This is a genomic window from Streptomyces sp. WAC07094, from assembly GCF_036320405.1.
Taxonomy (GTDB): Bacteria; Actinomycetota; Actinomycetes; order Streptomycetales; family Streptomycetaceae; genus Streptomyces; species Streptomyces lannensis.
Genome location: NZ_JAVMJZ010000001.1, coordinates 2,159,596 through 2,179,438, shown reverse-complemented (window position 1 = coordinate 2,179,438; position 19,843 = coordinate 2,159,596). Strand labels below are relative to the sequence as shown.

The 19,843-nt window shown below is 69.4% G+C and carries 15 protein-coding genes; 8 read left to right on the top strand and 7 right to left on the bottom strand.

Annotated elements, in window-relative coordinates; genetic code table 11:
- The first annotated feature begins 39 nt into the window (after nucleotides 1–39).
- From RCR19_RS09540 to RCR19_RS09505, 8 genes are all read left to right on the top strand, one after another.
- Nucleotides 40–966, top strand: coding sequence for a sugar ABC transporter permease (locus RCR19_RS09540; protein WP_059132202.1), 927 nt, complete (start codon nucleotides 40–42; stop codon nucleotides 964–966).
- A gap of 4 nt (nucleotides 967–970) precedes the next feature.
- A complete protein-coding gene (locus tag RCR19_RS09535; protein ID WP_331264751.1) occupies nucleotides 971–1,894 on the top strand; it encodes a carbohydrate ABC transporter permease in 924 nt (307 codons plus the stop codon).
- 224 nt (nucleotides 1,895–2,118) lie between these two features.
- Nucleotides 2,119–3,318 (top strand): ROK family transcriptional regulator, encoded by a 1,200-nt coding sequence (locus tag RCR19_RS09530; RefSeq protein WP_331264750.1) that lies wholly within the window; start codon nucleotides 2,119–2,121, stop codon nucleotides 3,316–3,318.
- Between the two features lie 133 nt (nucleotides 3,319–3,451).
- A complete protein-coding gene (locus RCR19_RS09525) occupies nucleotides 3,452–4,552 on the top strand; it encodes a substrate-binding domain-containing protein (RefSeq protein ID WP_331269393.1) in 1,101 nt (366 codons plus the stop codon).
- Between the two features lie 191 nt (nucleotides 4,553–4,743).
- Nucleotides 4,744–5,535: an ATP-binding cassette domain-containing protein gene (locus tag RCR19_RS09520; RefSeq protein WP_331264749.1), complete on the top strand. Its 792-nt coding sequence runs from the start codon at nucleotides 4,744–4,746 to the stop codon at nucleotides 5,533–5,535.
- Nucleotides 5,532–6,824 (top strand): sugar ABC transporter permease, encoded by a 1,293-nt coding sequence (locus RCR19_RS09515; protein WP_331264748.1) that lies wholly within the window; start codon nucleotides 5,532–5,534, stop codon nucleotides 6,822–6,824. The genes RCR19_RS09520 and RCR19_RS09515 overlap by 4 nt, the downstream gene beginning before the upstream one ends.
- A 178-nt stretch (nucleotides 6,825–7,002) precedes the next feature.
- Nucleotides 7,003–8,940: a 1-deoxy-D-xylulose-5-phosphate synthase gene (dxs, locus tag RCR19_RS09510; RefSeq protein WP_331264747.1), complete on the top strand. Its 1,938-nt coding sequence runs from the start codon at nucleotides 7,003–7,005 to the stop codon at nucleotides 8,938–8,940.
- 145 nt (nucleotides 8,941–9,085) lie between these two features.
- The gene (locus tag RCR19_RS09505; protein WP_331264746.1) at nucleotides 9,086–10,582 is read left to right on the top strand and encodes an amino acid permease; all 1,497 of its coding nucleotides are present in this window, start codon (nucleotides 9,086–9,088) and stop codon (nucleotides 10,580–10,582) included.
- Between the two features lie 73 nt (nucleotides 10,583–10,655).
- Here RCR19_RS09505 and RCR19_RS09500 read toward each other — a convergent pair whose 3' ends face one another.
- The 7 genes from RCR19_RS09500 to RCR19_RS09470 all read right to left on the bottom strand — a co-directional run bounded on the left by RCR19_RS09500 (nucleotide 10,656) and on the right by RCR19_RS09470 (nucleotide 19,808).
- Nucleotides 10,656–12,161 (bottom strand): cryptochrome/photolyase family protein, encoded by a 1,506-nt coding sequence (locus RCR19_RS09500; protein ID WP_331264745.1) that lies wholly within the window; start codon nucleotides 12,159–12,161, stop codon nucleotides 10,656–10,658.
- Between the two features lie 268 nt (nucleotides 12,162–12,429).
- Entirely contained in the window at nucleotides 12,430–12,834 is a 405-nt protein-coding gene (locus tag RCR19_RS09495; RefSeq protein ID WP_331264744.1) for an NTP pyrophosphohydrolase, read from the bottom strand.
- 119 nt (nucleotides 12,835–12,953) lie between these two features.
- Nucleotides 12,954–15,083, bottom strand: coding sequence for a 3-hydroxyacyl-CoA dehydrogenase NAD-binding domain-containing protein (locus RCR19_RS09490; RefSeq protein WP_331264743.1), 2,130 nt, complete (start codon nucleotides 15,081–15,083; stop codon nucleotides 12,954–12,956).
- Nucleotides 15,080–16,297 carry an acetyl-CoA C-acyltransferase gene (locus RCR19_RS09485; protein WP_115976525.1) on the bottom strand — a complete coding sequence of 406 codons (1,218 nt, stop codon included), beginning with the start codon at nucleotides 16,295–16,297 and terminating at the stop codon, nucleotides 15,080–15,082. Before RCR19_RS09485 ends, RCR19_RS09490 begins: the two co-directional genes overlap by 4 nt.
- Nucleotides 16,298–16,644: 347 nt before the next feature.
- Nucleotides 16,645–17,919: a ribonuclease D gene (locus tag RCR19_RS09480; protein WP_059132214.1), complete on the bottom strand. Its 1,275-nt coding sequence runs from the start codon at nucleotides 17,917–17,919 to the stop codon at nucleotides 16,645–16,647.
- A 208-nt stretch (nucleotides 17,920–18,127) separates the two neighbouring features.
- The gene (locus tag RCR19_RS09475) at nucleotides 18,128–18,790 is read right to left on the bottom strand and encodes a response regulator transcription factor (protein WP_003993737.1); all 663 of its coding nucleotides are present in this window, start codon (nucleotides 18,788–18,790) and stop codon (nucleotides 18,128–18,130) included.
- A 349-nt stretch (nucleotides 18,791–19,139) separates the two neighbouring features.
- A complete protein-coding gene (locus tag RCR19_RS09470) occupies nucleotides 19,140–19,808 on the bottom strand; it encodes a DUF3000 domain-containing protein (RefSeq protein WP_331264742.1) in 669 nt (222 codons plus the stop codon).
- Between the last annotated feature and the right edge of the window lie 35 nt (nucleotides 19,809–19,843).

Genomic DNA, 19,843 nt, shown 5'->3' with positions numbered 1-19,843 from the left:
CCAGCGGCAACACCCGCCCAGAGAACGGGGTCGGTAGCAATGCAGCACGGCAAGTACCGGTTCATCGTGGGGTTCCTGGCGGTTCCCCTGGGGCTGTACGGGCTTTTCGTCGTCTGGCCGTTCATCCAGTCCATCTACTACTCGTTCACGGACTGGACCGGCCTGAGCCCCGAATTCAAGATGGTGGGCTTCGACAACTACAAGAGGATGCTCCATGACGAGATCTTCTGGAAGTCGTTGCAGCACAGCCTGCTGTTCGCCTTGGTGCTGCCGCTGGTGACGCTCACCCTGGCGCTGTTCTTCGCCTTCATGATCAACGTGGGCGGGCGGCGCCGGAGGGGCGGCCCGGTGATCTCCGGTGTCCGCGGCTCGTCGTTCTACAAGATCGTCTACTTCTTCCCGCAGGTGCTGTCGATCGCGATCGTGTCCTTGCTGTTCGCCTTCGCGTACAACCCGGACAGCGGCGCGATCAACTCGCTGCTGCGCGGGATCGGACTCGACAGCCTGCAACCGCTGTGGCTGGGCGACCCGAGTCTCGCCCTGTGGTGCGTCATGGCGGTGCTCGTCTGGTCGACGGTCGGCTTCTTCGTGGTGCTGTTCTCCGCGGGTATGGCGTCGATACCGACGGATCTGTACGAGGCCGCGCTGCTGGACGGCGCCGACCGGATCGCCACGTTCTTCCGGATCACCCTGCCGCTGCTCTGGGACACCGTGCAGTCCGGCTGGGTGTACATGGGCATCCTCGCCCTCGGCGCCGAGTCGTTCGCGGTCGTACAGATCATGACCACGGGACCGGGCGGTCCCGACTACTCGACGACGGTCATGGTCCTGTACGTCTACCAGAAGGCCTTCCGGGACGGTCAGGCCGCATACGCCACGACCATCGGTGTCGCCCTGCTCGTCGTCACGCTCGCCTTCGCGGCCGTCGTGATGCGGCTGGGCCGACGCGAGCGGCTGGAGTTCTGATCACATGAAGACGACTGACACCTCCGCCCCCGTGCCGGCCGAGTCCGGTCTTCCCGTCGCCGAGATCGGCACTTCGCCCGGGAAGGCGCCCAAGGAGAAGAAGGAGGGAACCGTCCTCAATGCCTTCTCGCACGGGATCCTCGTCCTCTGGGCGATCATGGTGGTCATGCCGCTGCTGTGGGCGGTGATGACGTCCTTCAAGGACGACAGCTCCATTTTCGGCTCGCCCTGGGCACTGCCGGACAAACTGCATTTCGACAACTGGGCGCGGGCCTGGACCGACGCCAACATGAGCGACTACTTCCTCAACACCGTCCTTGTGGTGGGAGGTTCGCTCATCGGCACCCTGGTGCTCGGTTCGATGGCGGCGTATGTGCTGGCCAGATTCGATTTTCCGGGAAACCGCTTCATCTACTTCCTGTTCATCGGCGGCATGAGTTTCCCGATCATGCTGGCCCTGGTCCCGCTGTTCTACGTCGTGAACAACATGGGACTGCTGAACACGATTCACGGGCTCATCCTGGTCTACATCGCCTACTCCCTGCCGTTCACGGTGTTCTTCCTGACCGCGTTCTTCCGGACCCTGCCGACCTCGGTCGCGGAAGCCGCGTTCGTGGACGGTGCCTCGCACAGCCGGACCTTTTTCCAGATCATGCTGCCGATGGCCAAACCCGGTCTGATCAGTGTGGGGATCTTCAACTTCCTCGGGCAGTGGAACCAGTACATGCTGCCGACGGTGCTCAACACCGACCCGGACAAGCACGTCCTCACCCAGGGGCTCGTGCAGCTGGCCGTCAGTCAGGGCTACAAGGGCGACTGGTCCGGTCTCTTCGCCGGTCTGGTCATGGCCATGCTGCCCGTGCTCGCGGCCTACATCATCTTCCAGCGGCAGGTGGTGCAGGGCCTCACGGCCGGCGCCCTGAAGTAGTCCGAGGCCTTCGCTCGGCCGACGCCGCCCCCGCCCGGGGGCGGCGTCGGCATGCGTGCCCCGAAGATCCGTACGCGTGTTTGAGGATCGGATCCGTGCGCGTCCACAGACCCGGATGTAGTTCAACCTCTTGACGGGAGGCAACCCGAACGGCTCAGCTTAGAGTTCACTAGTTGGACATAGGCGGGGCCTCATCGAGGCGGCCCCGTGCTCAGGAGGTCGTCGTGGAGACTCCGGGGTCGCAGTCATCGCTGCACCGGGCCAACCTGGAGCGGGTCGTGCGTGCCGTGCGGCTGGCAGGATCCCTCACGCAGGCGGAGATCGCGAGGACGACGGGTCTGTCCGCGGCAACGGTCTCCAACATCGTTCGGGAACTCAAGGACGGCGGAACCGTCGAGGTCACGCCCACGTCGTCGGGCGGCCGCAGGGCCCGCAGCGTCTCCCTCAGTGGTGACGCCGGCATCGTCATCGGCGTCGACTTCGGGCACACGCATTTGCGCGTCGCGATCGGAAACCTCGCCCACCAGGTGCTCGCCGAGGAGGCCGAGCCCCTCGATGTGGACGCCTCCGCCGACCAGGGCTTCGACCGGGCGGAACGGCTGGTCAGCAGGCTGATCGAGGCGACCGGGGTGGACCGGGCCAAGATCGCGGGAGTGGGCCTCGGCGTGCCGGGCCCCATCGACGTGGAGTCGGGCACGCTCGGCTCCACCGCCATCCTGCCGGGCTGGACCGGCGCCAAGCCCGCCGAGGAGCTGCGGGGGCGGCTCGGCGTGCCGGTGCACGTGGACAACGACGCCAACCTCGGCGCCCTCGGAGAGCTCGTCTGGGGTAGCGGCAGGGGGGTCAAGGACCTGGCCTACATCAAGGTCGCGAGCGGTGTCGGCGCCGGTCTTGTGATCGACGGCACGATCTACCGCGGACCCGGTGGCACGGCTGGTGAGATCGGCCACATCACCCTCGACGAATCCGGGCCGGTCTGCCGCTGCGGCAACCGGGGGTGCCTGGAGACGTTCGCTTCGGCGCGGTATGTGCTGCCCCTGCTCCAGCCGAGCCACGGAACCGATCTGACCATGGAGGGCGTGGTCAGGCTGGCGCGCGACGGCGATCCGGGCTGCCGCCGGGTGATCGCCGACGTCGGGCGTCACATCGGCAGCGGAGTCGCCAATCTCTGCAATCTGCTGAACCCGAGCCGAGTGGTGCTCGGCGGCGATCTCGCCGAGGCCGGTGAGCTGGTTCTCGGGCCCATCAGGGAGTCGGTCGGGCGGTACGCGATCCCCAGCGCCGCACGCCAGCTCTCGGTGTTGCCGGGTGCTCTCGGAGGCCGTGCCGAGGTGCTCGGGGCGCTCGCTCTGGCCCTCAGCGAGATGGGCGATTCGACCCTTTTGGATGGGTCGCTTCCCGCGGCAACCCCTGCCTTCACTTAGAGAACGGATGGCACCGTTGCCATCTCGTTAAGGATTTACTTCTTGACGTCGCACGTGTGGCCGAGTTGACTTCCAGCCACCTCGGCCGCAACGACGCGGCCTCGTCAGGGAGGTTTCTGAAGTGAACACGCGTATGCGTCGTGCGGCCTTCGCCGTTGCTGCTGGTGCCATGACCGTTGCGCTGGCCGCATGTGGCAGCGCCAAGGAGTCGGGTGGCGACTCCTCCTCGTCGTCCCCGAGTGCCAAGAAGGGCGACGCCATCAAGGTGGGTCTGCTTCTCCCCGAGAACCAGACCGCCCGTTACGAGAAGTTCGACCGCCCCTTGATCGAGAAGAAGGTCAAGGAGCTCACGAACGGCAAGGGCGAGATCGTCTACGCCAACGCCAAGCAGGACGCCAGCCTGCAGAACCAGCAGGTCGACACGATGATCACGAACAAGGTCAACGTGCTGATCGTGGACGCGGTGGACTCCGCGGCCATCAAGAACTCGGTCCAGAAGGCCAAGGACGCCGGTATCCCGGTCGTGGCCTACGACCGCCTGGCCCAGGGCCCGATCAGCGCCTACACCTCGTTCGACAACGAGACCGTCGGCAAGACGCAGGGTGAGGCCCTCCTCAGCGCGCTCGGCTCCAAGGCCAAGTCCGGCAAGATCGTCATGATGAACGGCTCCGTCACCGACCCGAACGCCGCGCAGTTCAAGAAGGGCGCCCACGAGGTGCTCGACGGCAAGGTGAACATCGGCAAGGAGTACGACACCAAGGACTGGAAGCCGGAGAACGCCAACGCCAACATGGAGGGCGCCATCTCCGCCCTCGGCAAGAAGAACATCATCGGCGTCTACTCCGCCAACGACGGCATGGCCGGCGGTATCATCACCGCCCTGAAGTCCGCCGGCATCAAGGTCCCGGTCACCGGCCAGGACGCGGAGCTCGCGGGTGTGCAGCGCATCGTCGCCGGTGAGCAGTTCATGAGCGTCTACAAGCCGTACGCCCCCGAGGCCGACGCCGCCGCCGAGATGGCCGTCGCCCTCGCCCAGGGTGAGACGCTCGACTCGATCGCCAAGGACAAGGTCGACAGCCCGACCACCAAGCAGGTCCCGTCGGTCCTCGTCCCGGTCCAGTCGCTGACCGCCGACAAGATCAACGACACCGTCATCAAGGACGGCGTCTACACGGTCGCGGACATCTGCACCGCCCAGTACAAGGCGGCCTGCGACAAGCTCGGCCTGAAGTAACCGGCCGACCGTCCTGGTCCCGGGGGGATTCCGGGGGAATAAACAACCCTTGACTCCCCTTCAGGACTGGCGGACGAAGGCTCCTCCGGCGCCCCGCATTCACCAGCCCCGCAAGCTCGTTGCGGGGCGCCGGACGGAACATTCCCCACAAACTTCTGCACAACCTCCCGCCGGGTCAGGCGGCGAAGGAGATGATTCACGTGTCCGCTACGCCCGTGCTGGCGTTGCGCGGGGTCTCCAAGCGGTTCGGTGCCGTTCAGGCGCTCACCGACGTAGAGCTTGAGGTCCACGCCGGTGAGGTGGTCGCCCTGGTGGGCGACAACGGCGCCGGAAAGTCCACGCTGGTCAAGACGATCGCCGGCGTGCACCCCATCGATGAAGGTGTCATCGAATGGGAAGGCAAGTCCGTAACGATCAACAGGCCGCACGACGCCCAGAGCCTGGGCATCGCGACGGTGTACCAGGACCTCGCGCTTGCCGACAACATCGACGTCGTCGGCAACCTGTACCTGGGCCGGGAGGTCCGCCGGTACGGCATCCTGGACGAGGTCGAGATGGAACGCCGCTCGCGCGAGCTGCTGACCACGCTGTCGATCCGTATCCCCAGCGTCCGTATCCCGATCGCCTCGCTCTCCGGCGGCCAGCGCCAGACGGTGGCCATCGCCCGTTCGATGCTCGGTGAGCCGAAGCTCGTCATCCTCGACGAGCCCACCGCCGCCCTCGGCGTCGAGCAGACCGCCCAGGTCCTCGACCTGGTCGAGCGACTGCGTGAGCGCGGTCTCGCCGTGATCCTCATCAGCCACAACATGGCCGACGTGAAGGCTGTCGCCGACAAGGTGGCGGTGCTGCGTCTGGGGCGCAACAACGGCGTCTTCGAGGTCAAGACGACCTCGCAGGAAGAGATCATCTCCGCCATCACCGGTGCCACGGACAACGCCGTGACCCGTCGTGCGGCGCGCAGCACTGGGGAGATCAAGAAGTGAGCATCGACAAGACCTCCGCGTCTCCCGAGGACCACGTCGTGGAGAACCCGGACGCGGCCCCCCAGGCCGTCACCGCCGTCGACCCCCGACTGCTGGTGCGCGAACAGGGATTCAAGGGCTACATCACCGAGTTCAAGCGCAAGATCAAGGCCGGAGACCTGGGCGCGATCCCGGTCGTCATCGGTCTGGCGATCATCTGGATCATCTTCCAGAGCCTGAACTCCAACTTCCTGACCGCGGGCAACCTCTCCGACATCTCCGTCGCCATGGTCGGTACGGGCATGATCGCCGTCGGTATCGTCTTCGTGCTGCTGCTCGGCGAGATCGACCTGTCGGTCGGCTCGGTCAGTGGTGTCGCCGGTGCCGCCTTCGCGGTGCTGACGGTCACCCACGGCATGTCGGCGTGGCTGGCGTTCGTCCTGGCCATCCTGACGGGCACGGTCGCCGGTGCGATCCACGGCTTCGTCTTCGCGAAGATCGGCGTGCCCGCGTTCGCCGTCACGCTGGCCGGTCTGCTGTTCTGGAACGGCTTCATGCTCCAGATCCTGGGCGACAGCGGCACCATCAACCTGGACAGCGAGGGCCTCGTCGCCAAGCTGACCAGCTACTACTTCACCGACGTGGCCGCCGCCTACGGGCTCGCCCTCGCGGTGACGGTGCTCTACTTCCTCAGCTCGTTCTTCGGCAACCGTCGCCGTGAGGCCGCCGGCGTGCCGTCCCGCCCGCTGAGCGAGACCATCCTGCGCACGGTGCTGCTGGCGGTCCTCTCGTTCGTCGTGGCGGCCGTCTACAACCAGTACAAGGGCCTGCCGCTGGCGGTCGTGATCTTCATCGCCGTGCTGCTGATCACGGACTTCGTCCTGCGCCGTACCCGGTACGGTCGGATGATCTTCGCCCTCGGTGGCAGCGTCGAGGCCTCCCGGCGTGCCGGTATCAACGTGGAGATGGTCCGGATCTCGGTCTTCGCGATCTCGGGCACCTTCGCCGCGATCGGCGGTCTGTTCATCGCCTCGAAGATCGCCTCCGCCAACCAGGGCGCCGGTGCCGGTGACCTGCTGATGAACGCGATCGCCGCCGCGGTGATCGGTGGTACCTCGCTGTTCGGTGGCCGCGGGCGCACGTGGAACGCGCTCCTCGGTGTGCTGGTCATCGTCTCGATCCAGTACGGCCTCGCCCTCGAGGGCATCGCCTCGCCGGTCCAGTACATGATCACCGGTGGTGTTCTGCTGGCGACCGTCGTCATCGACGCCATCACGCGCAAGACGCAGAAGACGGCCGGCCGCGCCTGACGCCCCGGCTCCGTCGCGAACCGTGCCCGGCACCGACCACGGTGCCGGGCACGGTCGTGTGCGGCCGAATGTGTGGCAAGGAAGGCCGGGGCCGCCGGTGATCCGCACAGGCGGAAGATTAGACTCGACGGGCCCGGCGAAAGCTCGCTCGTCACAGCTCTACTGCAAGGAGGCACGGGTGCCGCTGCTGACCCGCATCAGGGGACCGCGCGATCTGGACCGGCTCAGCCTGGAAGAGCTGGACCAGCTTGCAGAGGAGATCCGGACCTTCCTCGTCGACGCCGTCTCCAAGACCGGCGGCCACCTCGGCCCCAACCTCGGTGTGGTCGAGCTCACCATCGCGCTGCACCGCGTCTTCGACTCACCCAAGGACAGGGTCCTCTTCGACACCGGCCACCAGGGTTACGTCCACAAGCTGCTCACCGGCCGTCAGGACTTCTCGAAGCTGCGCGCCAAGGGCGGCCTGTCCGGCTACCCCTCGCGCGCCGAGTCCGACCACGACGTCATCGAGAACTCGCACGCCTCGACGGTCCTCGGCTGGGCCGACGGCCTCGCCAAGGCCAACGAGCTGCTGCAGCGCGACAGCCACGTCGTCGCCGTCATCGGCGACGGTGCCCTCACCGGCGGTATGGCCTGGGAGGCGCTCAACAACATCGCGGACGCCAAGGACCGCCCGCTGGTCATCGTCGTGAACGACAACGAGCGCTCGTACTCCCCGACGATCGGCGGTCTCGCCAACCACCTGGCCACCCTGCGCATCACCGACGGCTACGAGAAGTTCCTCGCCCGCACCCGGGAGGTGCTGGAGCGCACACCCGTCGTCGGCAAGCCCCTCTACGAGACGCTGCACGGCGCCAAGAAGGGACTGAAGGACTTCATCGCGCCGCAGGGCATGTTCGAGGACCTGGGTCTGAAGTACGTCGGTCCGATCGACGGCCACAACATCGAGGCGTTGGAGTCCGCGCTGGCCCGTGCCAAGCGGTTCGGCGGCCCGGTCATCGTGCACTGCCTCACCGAGAAGGGCCGCGGCTACAAGCCCGCCGAGCAGGACGAGGCCGACCGCTTCCACGGCATCGGGCCCATCCACCCCGACACCGGTCTGCCCATCAAGGCGGCGGCGGCCAGCTGGACCTCCGTCTTCGGCGACGAGATGGTCAGGCTCGGCCGCGAGCGCGACGACATCGTCGCCATCACCGCGGCGATGCTCCATCCCGTGGGCCTGAAGAAGTTCGCGGACGCCTTCCCGAACCGGATCTACGACGTCGGTATCGCCGAGCAGCACGGCGCGGTCTCCGCCGCAGGCCTCGCCACCGGTGGACTGCACCCGGTCTTCGCCGTGTACGCGACCTTCCTCAACCGCGCCTTCGACCAGGTCCTCATGGACGTCGCCCTGCACAAGTGCGGTGTGACGTTCGTGCTGGACCGTGCCGGTGTCACCGGCGACGACGGCGCCTCGCACAACGGCATGTGGGACATGTCGATGCTCCAGGTCGTCCCGGGCCTGAGGATCGCCGCGCCGCGCGACGCCGAGCAGCTGCGCGCCCAGCTGCGTGAGGCGGTCGACGTCGACGACGCGCCCACCGTGCTGCGCTACTCCAAGGGCGTCGTCGGACCGGCCGTACCGGCGGTCGGCACGGTCGGCGGCATGGACGTCCTGCGCAAGGCGGACGTGCCCGTGCCGGACGTGCTGCTGGTCTCCGTCGGTGCGCTCGCGCCCATGTGCCTGGAGATCGCGGACCTCCTCGACAAGCAGGGCATCTCCACCACGGTCGTCGACCCGCGCTGGGTCAAGCCCGTCGACGAGGCGCTGGTCCCGCTCGCCGAGCGGCACCGCGTGGTCGTCACCGTCGAGGACAACTCGCGCGTCGGCGGTGTCGGTTCGGCGATCGCGCAGGCCCTGCGCGACGGCGGAGTCGATGTGCCGCTGCGCGACTTCGGCATCCCGCCGCGCTTCCTCGACCACGCCTCCCGCAAGGAGGTCCTGGCGGAGATCGGCCTGACCGCGCCGGACATCGCCCGTCAGGTCACCGGGGTCGTCGCCAAACTCGACGGTGGGCGCTTCGACCGCCCGGGTGCCGCGCAGGCCGCGGACCCGGTCGAGACGGCGCGCGACTGACGCGACCGCATGGTCCGCCCGGGCCGGCTTCGGATCCTTTACGGTGGCGAAGCCGGCCCGTCAGCGTGAACTCCCGCACGCCGGGGCATACGCACTTACGCCCCCTCTCGATCATGTCGAGGACGCCGAGCGCGGGAGGTAAGCCGTGAGTCGCACCCTCTTCCGGACGAAGAACGTCGAGCAGTCGATCCGGGACACGGAGCAACCCGATCACGCGCTCAAGAAGACCCTCTCCGCCCTGGATCTGACCGTGTTCGGCGTCGGTGTCGTCATCGGCACCGGCATCTTCGTGCTGACCGGAAAGGTCGCCAAGGAGAACGCGGGGCCGGCCGTCTCCCTGGCCTTCGTGGTCGCCGGTGTGGTCTGCGCGCTCGCCGCGCTCTGCTACGCGGAGTTCGCCTCGACGGTCCCCGTCGCGGGTTCCGCGTACACGTTCTCGTACGCGACACTCGGCGAACTGCCGGCCTGGATCATCGGCTGGGACCTGGTCCTGGAGTTCACGCTGGGCACGGCGGTGGTCGCCGTCGGCTGGTCCGGGTACATCCGCTCCCTGCTGGACAACGCGGGCTGGCACCTGCCCGACCATCTCGGCGGCCGGGACGGGGCGCACGGCTTCGGCTTCGACATCCTGGCCGCCGCGCTGATCCTGGTGCTCACCGCCATCCTCGTGGTCGGTGTGAAGCTTTCGGCCCGGGTGACCCAGTTGGTGGTCGCCATCAAGGTCGTCGTGGTGCTGATCGTGATCGTGGCGGGTGCCTTCTTCGTCACCGGCTCCAACTACAAGCCGTTCGTCCCGAAGGCGGAGCCGGTGGAGGCGGCCGGCTCCCTGCACGCGCCACTGATCCAGCTGATGTTCGGCTGGGCGCCCTCCAACTTCGGTGTGATGGGCATCTTCACCGCGGCGTCCGTGGTCTTCTTCGCCTTCATCGGCTTCGACATCGTGGCGACCACGGCCGAGGAGACGAGGAACCCGCAGCGCGACATGCCGCGCGGCATCCTCGGCTCCCTCCTGATCTGCACGGTGCTGTACGTGGGGGTGTCCATCGTCGTCACGGGAATGCAGCACTACAGCAGGCTGTCCGTGGACGCCCCGCTCGCCGACGCCTTCAAGGCCATCGGGCATCCCTGGTTCGCGGGTGTGATCAGCTTCGGCGCCGCCGTCGGCCTGACCACCGTCTGCATGATCCTGCTGCTCGGCCAGACCCGGGTCTTCTTCGCGATGAGCAGGGACGGGCTGCTGCCCCGCTTCTTCTCGCACGTCCATCCCAGGTTCAAGACCCCGCACCGGCCGACCGTCCTGCTCGGTGTGGTCATCGCCGTCGTCGCGGGCTTCACCAGCCTCAGCGAACTCGCCGAACTGGTGAACATCGGCACGCTCTTCGCCTTCATCGTGGTGGCCGTCGGCGTGGTCGTCCTGCGCAGGACCCGTCCCGACCTGCCCCGGGCCTTCCGTACCCCGTTCGTCCCCGTGGTGCCGATCCTGTCGGTGTGCGCCTCGCTGTGGCTGATGCTGAACCTGCCCGCGGAGACCTGGCTGCGGTTCGCCGTCTGGCTGGTCGTCGGCTTCCTCATCTACTTCCTCTACGGCCGCTCGCACAGTGTTCTCGCCGACCGGCGGGAGAAGCAGCCGGCGGGACGGTGAGGGCGCCGTGTGACGACGGGCCCGCAGGACGGGTGGACGGGTGCGGGCCGGGACGGCGGACCGCGGGGTTCCGTCAGGGTGGGTCCTGGCCGCGATCCCGTTCCTGGTGCAGGAGTTCGTCGAGGTCGCCGAGGCGGTCCAGGCCCCGGAGCGCCTGTGTCATCCGCCCGTTGCCCGCCAGCCGGGACCGGTGCCGGTGCAGGAAGGCCCAGTACCCGGCCGTGTAAGGACAGGCCCGCTCACCCACACGCTCCGTCGGCCGGTAGGCGCAGCCGCAGCACAGGTCGCTCATGCGGTTCACATAGGCGCCCGCGGAGGTGTACGGCTTGGTGGTCATCCGCCCGCCGTCGGCGTACTGGGACATCCCGACGACGTTGGGCAGCATCACCCAGTCGTAGCCGTCGACGAAGCTGCGGTGGAACCAGTCCGTCACCGCCCGCGGGTCGAAACCGCGCTGGAGGGCGTGGCTTCCGAGCAGCATCAGCCGGGGGATGTGGTGCGTCCAGCCGGTGTCGCGCACCTGGGCCAGCGTCGTGGCCAGACATCGTGCGGTCACCGCGTCGGCATCCAGTTCGAGGAACCAGTCGGGCAGTGGCGCGTGGTGGTGCAGGGCGTTGCTGCGGCGGTAGTCGTCGCCGAAGTACCAGTAGAGCTGCCAGACGTACTCGCGCCACCCGGCGATCTGCCGGACGAACCCCTCCACACTGTTGATGGGTGCCCGCCCGGACCTCCAGGCGTCCTCGGCGCCCTCGACGCACTCGGCGGGGTGCAGCAGGCCGAGGTTGAGCGACGACGACAGCAGACTGTGGCTCATCACGGGGTCGGCGTCCAGCATCGCGTCCTCGTGGGGCCCGAATCCGGCGAGCCGGTGCTCGAGGAACCGCCGCAGTGCGGCCAGTGCCTCACGCCGGGAGGCCGGGAACCGCCGGGGGCCGTCCCGCCCGACGAAGGCCACCAGGCCGTCGCGTTCCCAGCGGTCCAGGTCGTGCCGCACCTCCTCGTCGACGGTGTTCTCCCGAGGCCGGTACGGCGCCGGTGCACCGAGGGTCCGCGCGCCCCTGGGCGGGGGCTCGCGGTTGTCGTGGTCGTGGTTCCAGCGTCCGCCCGCGGGAGCGTCACCGTCCATCAACAGGTGACGGCCGCGCCTCACCCAGCGGTAGAAGTCCTCCTGACGCAGGCTCCGGCCCTCGTGACCGTCGGCCCAGGCGCGGAAGTCCGCGTGCGGCAGGAGGAAACCACGAGCGGGCAGGACGGTGACGGCGTCGAGGGACCGGACCAGACGCAGGGCCGCGTGAGAGGTGGGGTGGTGCACCGTCACAGGACCTTCGCCGACGGCCGCGAGCAGCCCCTCCCGATAGGTGTCGCAGCGGATGTATCGCACCCGGTCGCCGAGTTCGGCGGCCCGGTGCCGCATCGCGGACAGGATCAGATGGGCTTTCGCGCGGTGGAATCGCCGCCGGCGGAAGACGGAACGGGCCTCGATCATCACCACCGGCGCGTCACGGGCGGGCCCTTCGGCGCCGGCGGTGAGGAAGTGGGGTCCGAGCTGGTCGCCGAAGAGCCAGTGGGCAGTGGCCATACGAGCGTGTCGCCTCCGTCCTCTCGGCGGTGGTCGTCAGGGCGGGGGAGCCGGTGCGACACCCCGGGGCGAACGGGCGGTGTTCGTGCGGCAGTGGCCGAAGCCATGTCGGCTCCACGGAGCAGCACGTTGCGCCAGTACGGCAACTGACGTCACTTTGGCCAATAAAGTACCCGTTTCTTCCCCTTGCCGGGCCATGGATGCGTCCGGAGGCCGATGGCCGGACCGGTGGCCGCCGGAAGTGCGCGCGGTGCGGGGGACGCCGGTGCTAGCCGCGGTCCGCCGGCGGCTCCCTGTCGCGCACCGTGCGCGGGCCGGTGACCCGGGCGCCCAGTTCCGTCACGCGGCGGCGCAACTCACGGTCCGCGGTGACGACCAGGACGGCGCGGTCCCCGGCCTCGGTGACCAGTTCGACGATGCGGTCGTCCCCGCTGTGGGGCGCCGACTCCACCCGTACCCCGGGCACGGAGTCCACCCCGCGGGCCGCACCCTCGACCACGAGCACCAGCTCCACGGGTCCCGAAAGGTCTGGGAGCCCCTCGTCGGCGTAGCGCACGATCCCGTCGCGCAGCCGCTCCGCGGCACCGCGCCGGTCCCGCCACCAGCCGTCGGGAACGGAGCCGACGACGTTGGCGGCGTCGACGACCACGAGCGGGAGGTTCTCCTCGTCCATGGGGCCAGGGTCGCACGCCCACCGTGCCGGACGTGCCGGCCGGTGCATGCGAGAGGGCCTCCGCCCGACGGGCGGAGGCCCTCTTCACATCCCTACGACGGTGGTCGCCCGCCCGTCCGTCACGCCGGGACCGAGGCGACGCCCGCGCTCAGGAAACGCTTGCCGTTCACCCGCTCGGAGACGCCCTCACGGTCCAGGTACGGGGTGAGGCCGCCCAGGTGGAAGGGCCAGCCGGCGCCGGTGATCAGGCACAGGTCGATGTCCTGGGCCTCGGCGACGACGTTCTCGTCGAGCATCAGGCCGATCTCCTGGGCCACGGCGTCCAGAACGCGGGCACGGACCTGCTCCTCCGTCAGGACCGTGTCGCCCTGCTCGAGGAGCGCGGCGACCTCCGGGTCCAGCTCCGGCTTGCCGCTGTCGTAGACGTAGAAGCCGCGCTTGCCCGCCTCGACGACCGCCTTGAGGTTCGGGGAGACCTTGAAGCGGTCGGGGAAGGCCCGGTTGAGGGTCTCCGAGACATGCAGGCCGATGGCCGGACCGACGAGCTCGAGAAGGACCAGCGGGGACATCGGCAGGCCGAGGGGCTCCACGGCCTTCTCCGCCACCTCGACCGGGGTGCCCTCGTCGATGACGTTCTGGATCTCGCCCATGAAGCGGGTGAGGATGCGGTTGACGACGAACGCCGGGGCGTCCTTGACCAGAACCGCCGTCTTCCTGAGCTTCTTGGCCACCGCGAAGGCGGTCGCCAGCGAGGCGTCGTCCGTCTGCTCGCCGCGCACGATCTCGAGGAGCGGCAGGATCGCGACCGGGTTGAAGAAGTGGAAGCCGACGACCCGCTCGGGGTGCTGCAGCTTCGAGGCCATCTCCGACACCGACAGGGAGGAGGTGTTGGTGGCGAGGATCGCGTGGGCCGGGGCGACCGCCTCGACCTCGGCGAACACCTTCTGCTTGACCGACATCTCCTCGAACACGGCCTCGATGACGAAGTCCGCGTCCGCGAAGCCCTCGGCCTTGTCCAGGACACCGGACACAAGGGCCTTGAGACGGTTGGCCTTGTCCTGGTGGATCCGGCCCTTGCCGAGCAGCTTGTCGATCTCGGCGTGGACGTAGCCCACGCCCTTGTCGACGCGCTCCTGGTCGATGTCCGTGAGGACGACCGGGACCTCCAGGCGGCGCAGGAACAGCAGGGCCAGCTGAGAGGCCATCAGGCCGGCGCCGACGACGCCGACCTTGGTGACCGGGCGGGCCAGGTTCTTGTCCGGGGCGCCGGCCGGGCGCTTGCCGCGCTTCTGGACGAGGTTGAAGGCGTAGATGCCCGCGCGCAGTTCGCCGCCCATGATCAGGTCGGCGAGGGCCCGGTCCTCGGCGTCGTAGCCCTGCTGCAGGTCGCCGTTCTTCGCCGCGGCGATGATGTCCAGCGCGCGGTACGCGGCCGGGGCCGCTCCGTGCACCTTGCCGTCGGCGATGAAGCGGCCCTTGGCGACGGCCTGGTCCCAGGCCTCGCCGCGGTCGATCGCCGGGCGCTCGATCCGGATCTCGCCCTTGAGGACGGCCGCCGTCCAGATCAGCGACTGCTCCAGGAAGTCCGCGCCCTCGAAGAGGGCGTCGGCGATGCCGAGCTCGTGGACCTGCGCGCCCTTGAGCTGCTTGTTCTGGTTGAGCGAGTTCTCGATGATCACCGAGACCGCCTTGTCCGCGCCGATCAGGTTCGGCAGCAGGGTGCAGCCGCCCCAGCCGGGGACCAGGCCCAGGAACACCTCGGGGAGGGAGAACGCCGGGAGGGCCGCGGACACCGTGCGGTAGGTGCAGTGCAGGCCGACCTCGACGCCGCCGCCCATCGCCGCGCCGTTGTAGTAGGCGAAGGTCGGGACGGCGAGGTTCGACAGGCGCTTGAACACTTCGTGTCCGCCCTTGCCGATGGCCAGCGCGTCCTCGTGGCGCTTCAGCAGCTCGACGCCCTTGAGGTCGGCGCCGACCGCGAAGATGAACGGCTTGCCCGTGATGCCGGCACCGACGATCTCGCCGTCCGCGGCCTCCTTCTCGACCTGGTCGATCGCGGTGTCGAGATTCGCGAGCGACTGCGGCCCGAAGGTGGTCGGCTTGGTGTGGTCCAAGCCGTTGTCCAGGGTGATCAGGGCGAAACGGCCCGCGCCCCGTGGCAGGTCGAAGTGTCGTACGTGCGCCCGGGTGACGACCTCGTCCGGGAACAGCTCGGCCGCGCCCTTCAACAGTTCGGCGGTGGTGCTCACTTGTCCCCCTCGAAGTGCGGGTTCTCCCAGATGACGGTCGCGCCCATGCCGAAGCCGACGCACATGGTGGTCAGGCCGTAGCGGACCTGCGGCTGCTCCTCGAACTGCCGGGCCAGCTGCGTCATCAGACGGACGCCGGAGGAGGCGAGCGGGTGGCCGAAGGCGATGGCACCGCCGTACTGGTTGACGCGCTCGTCGTCGTCCGCGACGCCGTAGTGGTCGAGGAAGGCCAGGACCTGGACGGCGAAGGCCTCGTTGATCTCGAACAGGCCGATGTCGGAGATGGACAGGCCCGCCTTGGCGAGCGCCTTCTCCGTCGCCGGGATCGGGCCGTAGCCCATGACCTCGGGCTCCACACCGGCGAAGGCGTAGGAGACCAGGCGCATCCTGACCGGCAGGTCGTTCTCGCGGGCGAAGTCCTCGGACGCGATGATCGAGGCGGTGGCGCCGTCGTTCAGACCGGCCGCGTTGCCCGCGGTGACCCGGCCGTGCACGCGGAACGGAGTCTTGAGGCTCGCCAGGTTCTCCAGGGTGGTGCCCGGGCGCATCGGCTCGTCCGCCGTGACCAGACCCCAGCCGGTCTCCCCGCTCTCGGGGTTGGTGCGACGCACGGAGATCGGCACCAGGTCCTGCTGGATCTTGCCGTTGGCGTACGCCTTGGCGGCCCGCTCCTGCGAGCGCACCGCGTACTCGTCGGCGCGCAGCTTGGTGATGTGCGGGTAGCGGTCGTGCAGGTTCTCCGCAGTCATGCCCATGAAGAGGGCGGACTCGTCGACCAGCTTCTCGCTCACGAAGCGCGGGTTCGGGTCCACGCCCTCGCCCATCGGGTGGCGGCCCATGTGCTCGACACCGCCGGCGATGACGGCGTCGTAGGCGCCGAAGGCGATCGATCCGGCCGTCGTCGTCACGGCCGTCAGCGCGCCCGCGCACATGCGGTCGATGGAGTAGCCGGGGACGGACTGGGGGAGACCGGCCAGGATGCCGGCCGTGCGGCCGAGCGTCAGGCCCTGGTCACCGATCTGCGTGGTCGCGGCGATGGCGACCTCGTCGATCTTCTTCGGGTCGAGACCCGGGTTGCGGCGCAGCAGCTCCCGGATCGCCTTCACGACGAGATCGTCGGCGCGGGTCTCGTGGTAGATGCCCTTCGGGCCCGCCTTGCCGAACGGGGTACGGACGCCGTCGACGAAGACGACGTCCCTGACGGTACGAGGCACGATGGCTCTCCTCCAGGGTGCGGGATGGCACTGCCGCGACGCGCTGAGCGCGCGCTCAGTCCCATGCTACTTGTGGGTAACCAAGCTGCCCAGTCCCGCAGGTCCAAGCGGCGAAGGTCACACCGTCGTGTGAGTCCTTCCACGGCTCCACACACGGCGGTGCACCGATCTTGGCGCGATCTCGACGCAGTCGTCGCGGCCCCGGGGACGGGCAGGCGCCCCGGGCGGGCGCTGCGGGCCGTCGTCGCGGATCCGGGCGGACGCGCGCACCGCGCGAGCGGGCCACGAACCGGCCGTGGCACGGAGAAGGGCCGCCCAAAGGCGGCCCCGTCTCTCCGTTCCGGTGCTCAGGGCTTCGCGGACAGCGCCGCCACCAGCACCGGGGTCACCTGCTCCACCTGCCACGGCCGCGCGCCGTGTCCGGCCAGCGCGGCGGCGACCGACTCGGCGTCGGCCGACGGAGGCGGTTCCCAGCACACCCGCCGCACGGTGTCGGGGGAGACCAGGTTCTCCTGAGGCATGTTCAGCTGCTCGGCGAGGGCCGAGACCGCCGCACGCGCGGCGGTCAGCCGGGCCGCGGCCACCGGGTCCTTGTCGGCCCACGCGCGCGGCGGCGGCGGGCCGGTCACCGGCTGGCCCGGCTGCGGCAGCTCGGCCTCCGGCAGCCCCTTGGCGCGATCGACGGCGGCCTGCCACTGCTCCAGCTGACGCCGTGCCATGCGGTGCCCGAATCCGGGGAGGGCGGCCAGGGCGTGCGCGTTCGGCGGCAGGGCCAGCGCGGCCTCGACGATCGCCGCGTCCGAGAGCACCTTGCCGGGGGAGACGTCCCGGCGCTGGGCGATCCGGTCCCGGGTCTGCCACAGCTCGCGCACGACCGCCATCTGCCGGCGACGGCGCACCTTGTGCATGCCGGACGTACGCCGCCAGGGGTCCTTGCGGGGCTCCGCGGGCGGCGCGGAGGCGATCGCGTCGAACTCCTGCCGGGCCCACTCCAGCTTGCCCTGCCGGTCCAGCTCCTTCTCCAGGGCGTCCCGCAGATCGACGAGCAGTTCGACGTCGAGGGCGGCGTAGCGCAGCCAGGGGTCGGGCAGCGGCCGCGTCGACCAGTCGACCGCCGAATGCCCCTTCTCGAGCACGAAGGCGAGCACGGACTCCACCATGGCGCCGAGCCCGACCCGGGGGAACCCGGCGAGACGTCCGGCCAGCTCGGTGTCGAACAGGAGCGTGGGCACCATGCCTATCTCACGCAGGCACGGCAGGTCCTGGGTGGCGGCGTGCAGCACCCACTCGACGCCGGACAGCGCCTCGCCCAGCGCCGACAGGTCGGGGCAGGCGACGGGGTCGATCAGCGCCGTGCCCGCGCCCTCGCGGCGCAGCTGGACCAGATAGGCGCGCTGGCCGTAGCGGTAGCCGGAGGCGCGTTCCGCGTCGACGGCGACCGGGCCGGAGCCCGCGGCGAAGGCGGCCACGGCCTTGGCCAGCGAGGCCTCGTCGGCGATCACGGGCGGGATGCCGTCCCGTGGCTCGAGCAAGGGGATCGGCGCCGCTTCGACATCGTCCGGAGGGGCGCCTCCGGTGGTTCGCAGTGGGCTGTCTGCTGCGGTCTCCTGGGCGTCGGTCACCTGTCAAGGGTATCCGTGGATTGAGTACGCCCGTCGACGGAACGTTCCGTCGACGGGCGATGGGGGGTCGTAAACCAGTCATGTGTCACACGTGCAGGTGAAGGACACCGGCCTTCCCGATTGACGTGGGGCGGCGGACGCCGCCGGTGCGGCGTTCGTTCCGGGCCCGGGTGTGCGGCGGTTCGACGGGACGGGGGTGGGTGGACGGTCAGTGGATGATGCCGGTGCGCAGTGCGACCGCCACCATTCCGGCGCGGTCGCCGGTGCCGAGCTTGCGGGCGATCCGGGCGAGATGGCTCTTGACGGTCAGGGCGGAGAGCCCCATCGAGACGCCGATCGCCTTGTTGGACTGCCCCTCGGCGACCAGGCGCAGCACCTCCACCTCGCGACCGGAGAGTTCGCGGTAGCCGCCCGGGTGGCTCGGGGCACCCGGGGGGCGGCGGTGCAGGCGCGCCGCGGCGGCGCCGATGGGGGCGGCGCCGGGCCGGGTGGGTAGCCCGACGTTGGTGCGCGTCCCGGTGACGACATAGCCCTTCACTCCGCCCGCCAGGGCGTTGCGGACCGCGCCGATGTCGTCGGCGGCGGACAGGGCGAGGCCGTTCGGCCAGCCCGCGGCTCGGGTCTCCGACAGGAGAGTGAGGCCGGAGCCGTCGGGGAGGTGCACGTCGGCGACGCAGATGTCGCGCGGATTGCCGATACGGGGGCGCGCCTCCGCGATGGACGACGCCTCGATGACGTCGCGCACCCCGAGCGCCCAGAGGTGGCGGGTGACGGTGGAACGTACGCGCGGGTCGGCCACGACGACCATGGCGGTCGGCTTGTTCGGGCGGTAGGCGACCAGGCTTGCGGGCTGCTCGAGGAGAACGGACACCAGGCCTCCTGGGGGGGTGCGGGACGGGGCCGGCTCTGGGGATGAAGCCGGGACGAACCGTGCTTTCAAGGTCACAGTCGTCTTCGGCACCAAACTCCTGCTCCTTTAGAGAATGATCACGATTTGGTGAGTAACAATCGGTGCAATTCGGACGCGCGCGCGATCAACCGAAGATCGAATCGGTTCGCTCCGTTGTCAATACGCGGCCGAAAGTGGCCGTATCGACAAAGAGATGACAAGGACCACCCGTCGAGGTGTGTCGTGCCGGGCTCCTGCCACGACGAGGGCCGTGCCCCCCGTTCGGGTGGGGCACGGCCCTCGTCGTGGCACGGCCGGTGAGCGCGGGCGGTCAGCGCGAATCGGGTCCCCGGCGCTGCGGCAGGGTCACCACCGAGGAGTCTCCCGGGCCCGCCGGGGGCAGGCCCGCGATCTGGGCGAGCAGATCGCACCAGGAGGCCAGATGGGCGGCCGTGTCCGGGACGCCGCCCAGACCCTCACGGGGGGTCCAGGAGGCGCGGATCTCGATCTGGGAGGCGGCGGGACGAGCGGCCAGCCCGCCGAAGTAGTGCGAAGCGGCGCGTGTGACGGTGCCGCTCGGCTCCCCGTAGGCCAGTCCGCGGGCCTGCAGCGCGTCCGTCAGCCAGGACCAGCACACCTCGGGCAGCAGCGGGTCGGCCGCCATCTCGGGCTCGAGCTCGGCGCGCACCAGCGTCACCAGGCGGAAGGAACCCTGCCAGGCCTCGTGCCCCGCCGGGTCGTGCAGTAGGACGAGGCGTCCGTCGGCCAGGTCCTCGCCCTCCTGGACTACCGCTGCCTCCAGGGCGTAGGTGTGCGGCGCGAGCCGCTGCGGAGGTCGCGTCGGTTCGATCTCGATCTCCGGCCGCAGCCGAGCGGTCTTCAGCGCGTCGACCGCGGCGCGGAAGGGCAGCGGAGCCGCCTCCATCGCATTGCCGTCCCCCTCGTCCGCGTCGTCCATTCCGCCAGCGCCGTCCGTCAGTGGTTCCTGAGCCGCAGCCATGCGGGGAAGAGTAAGGGGAGGACAGCGCCTTCGCA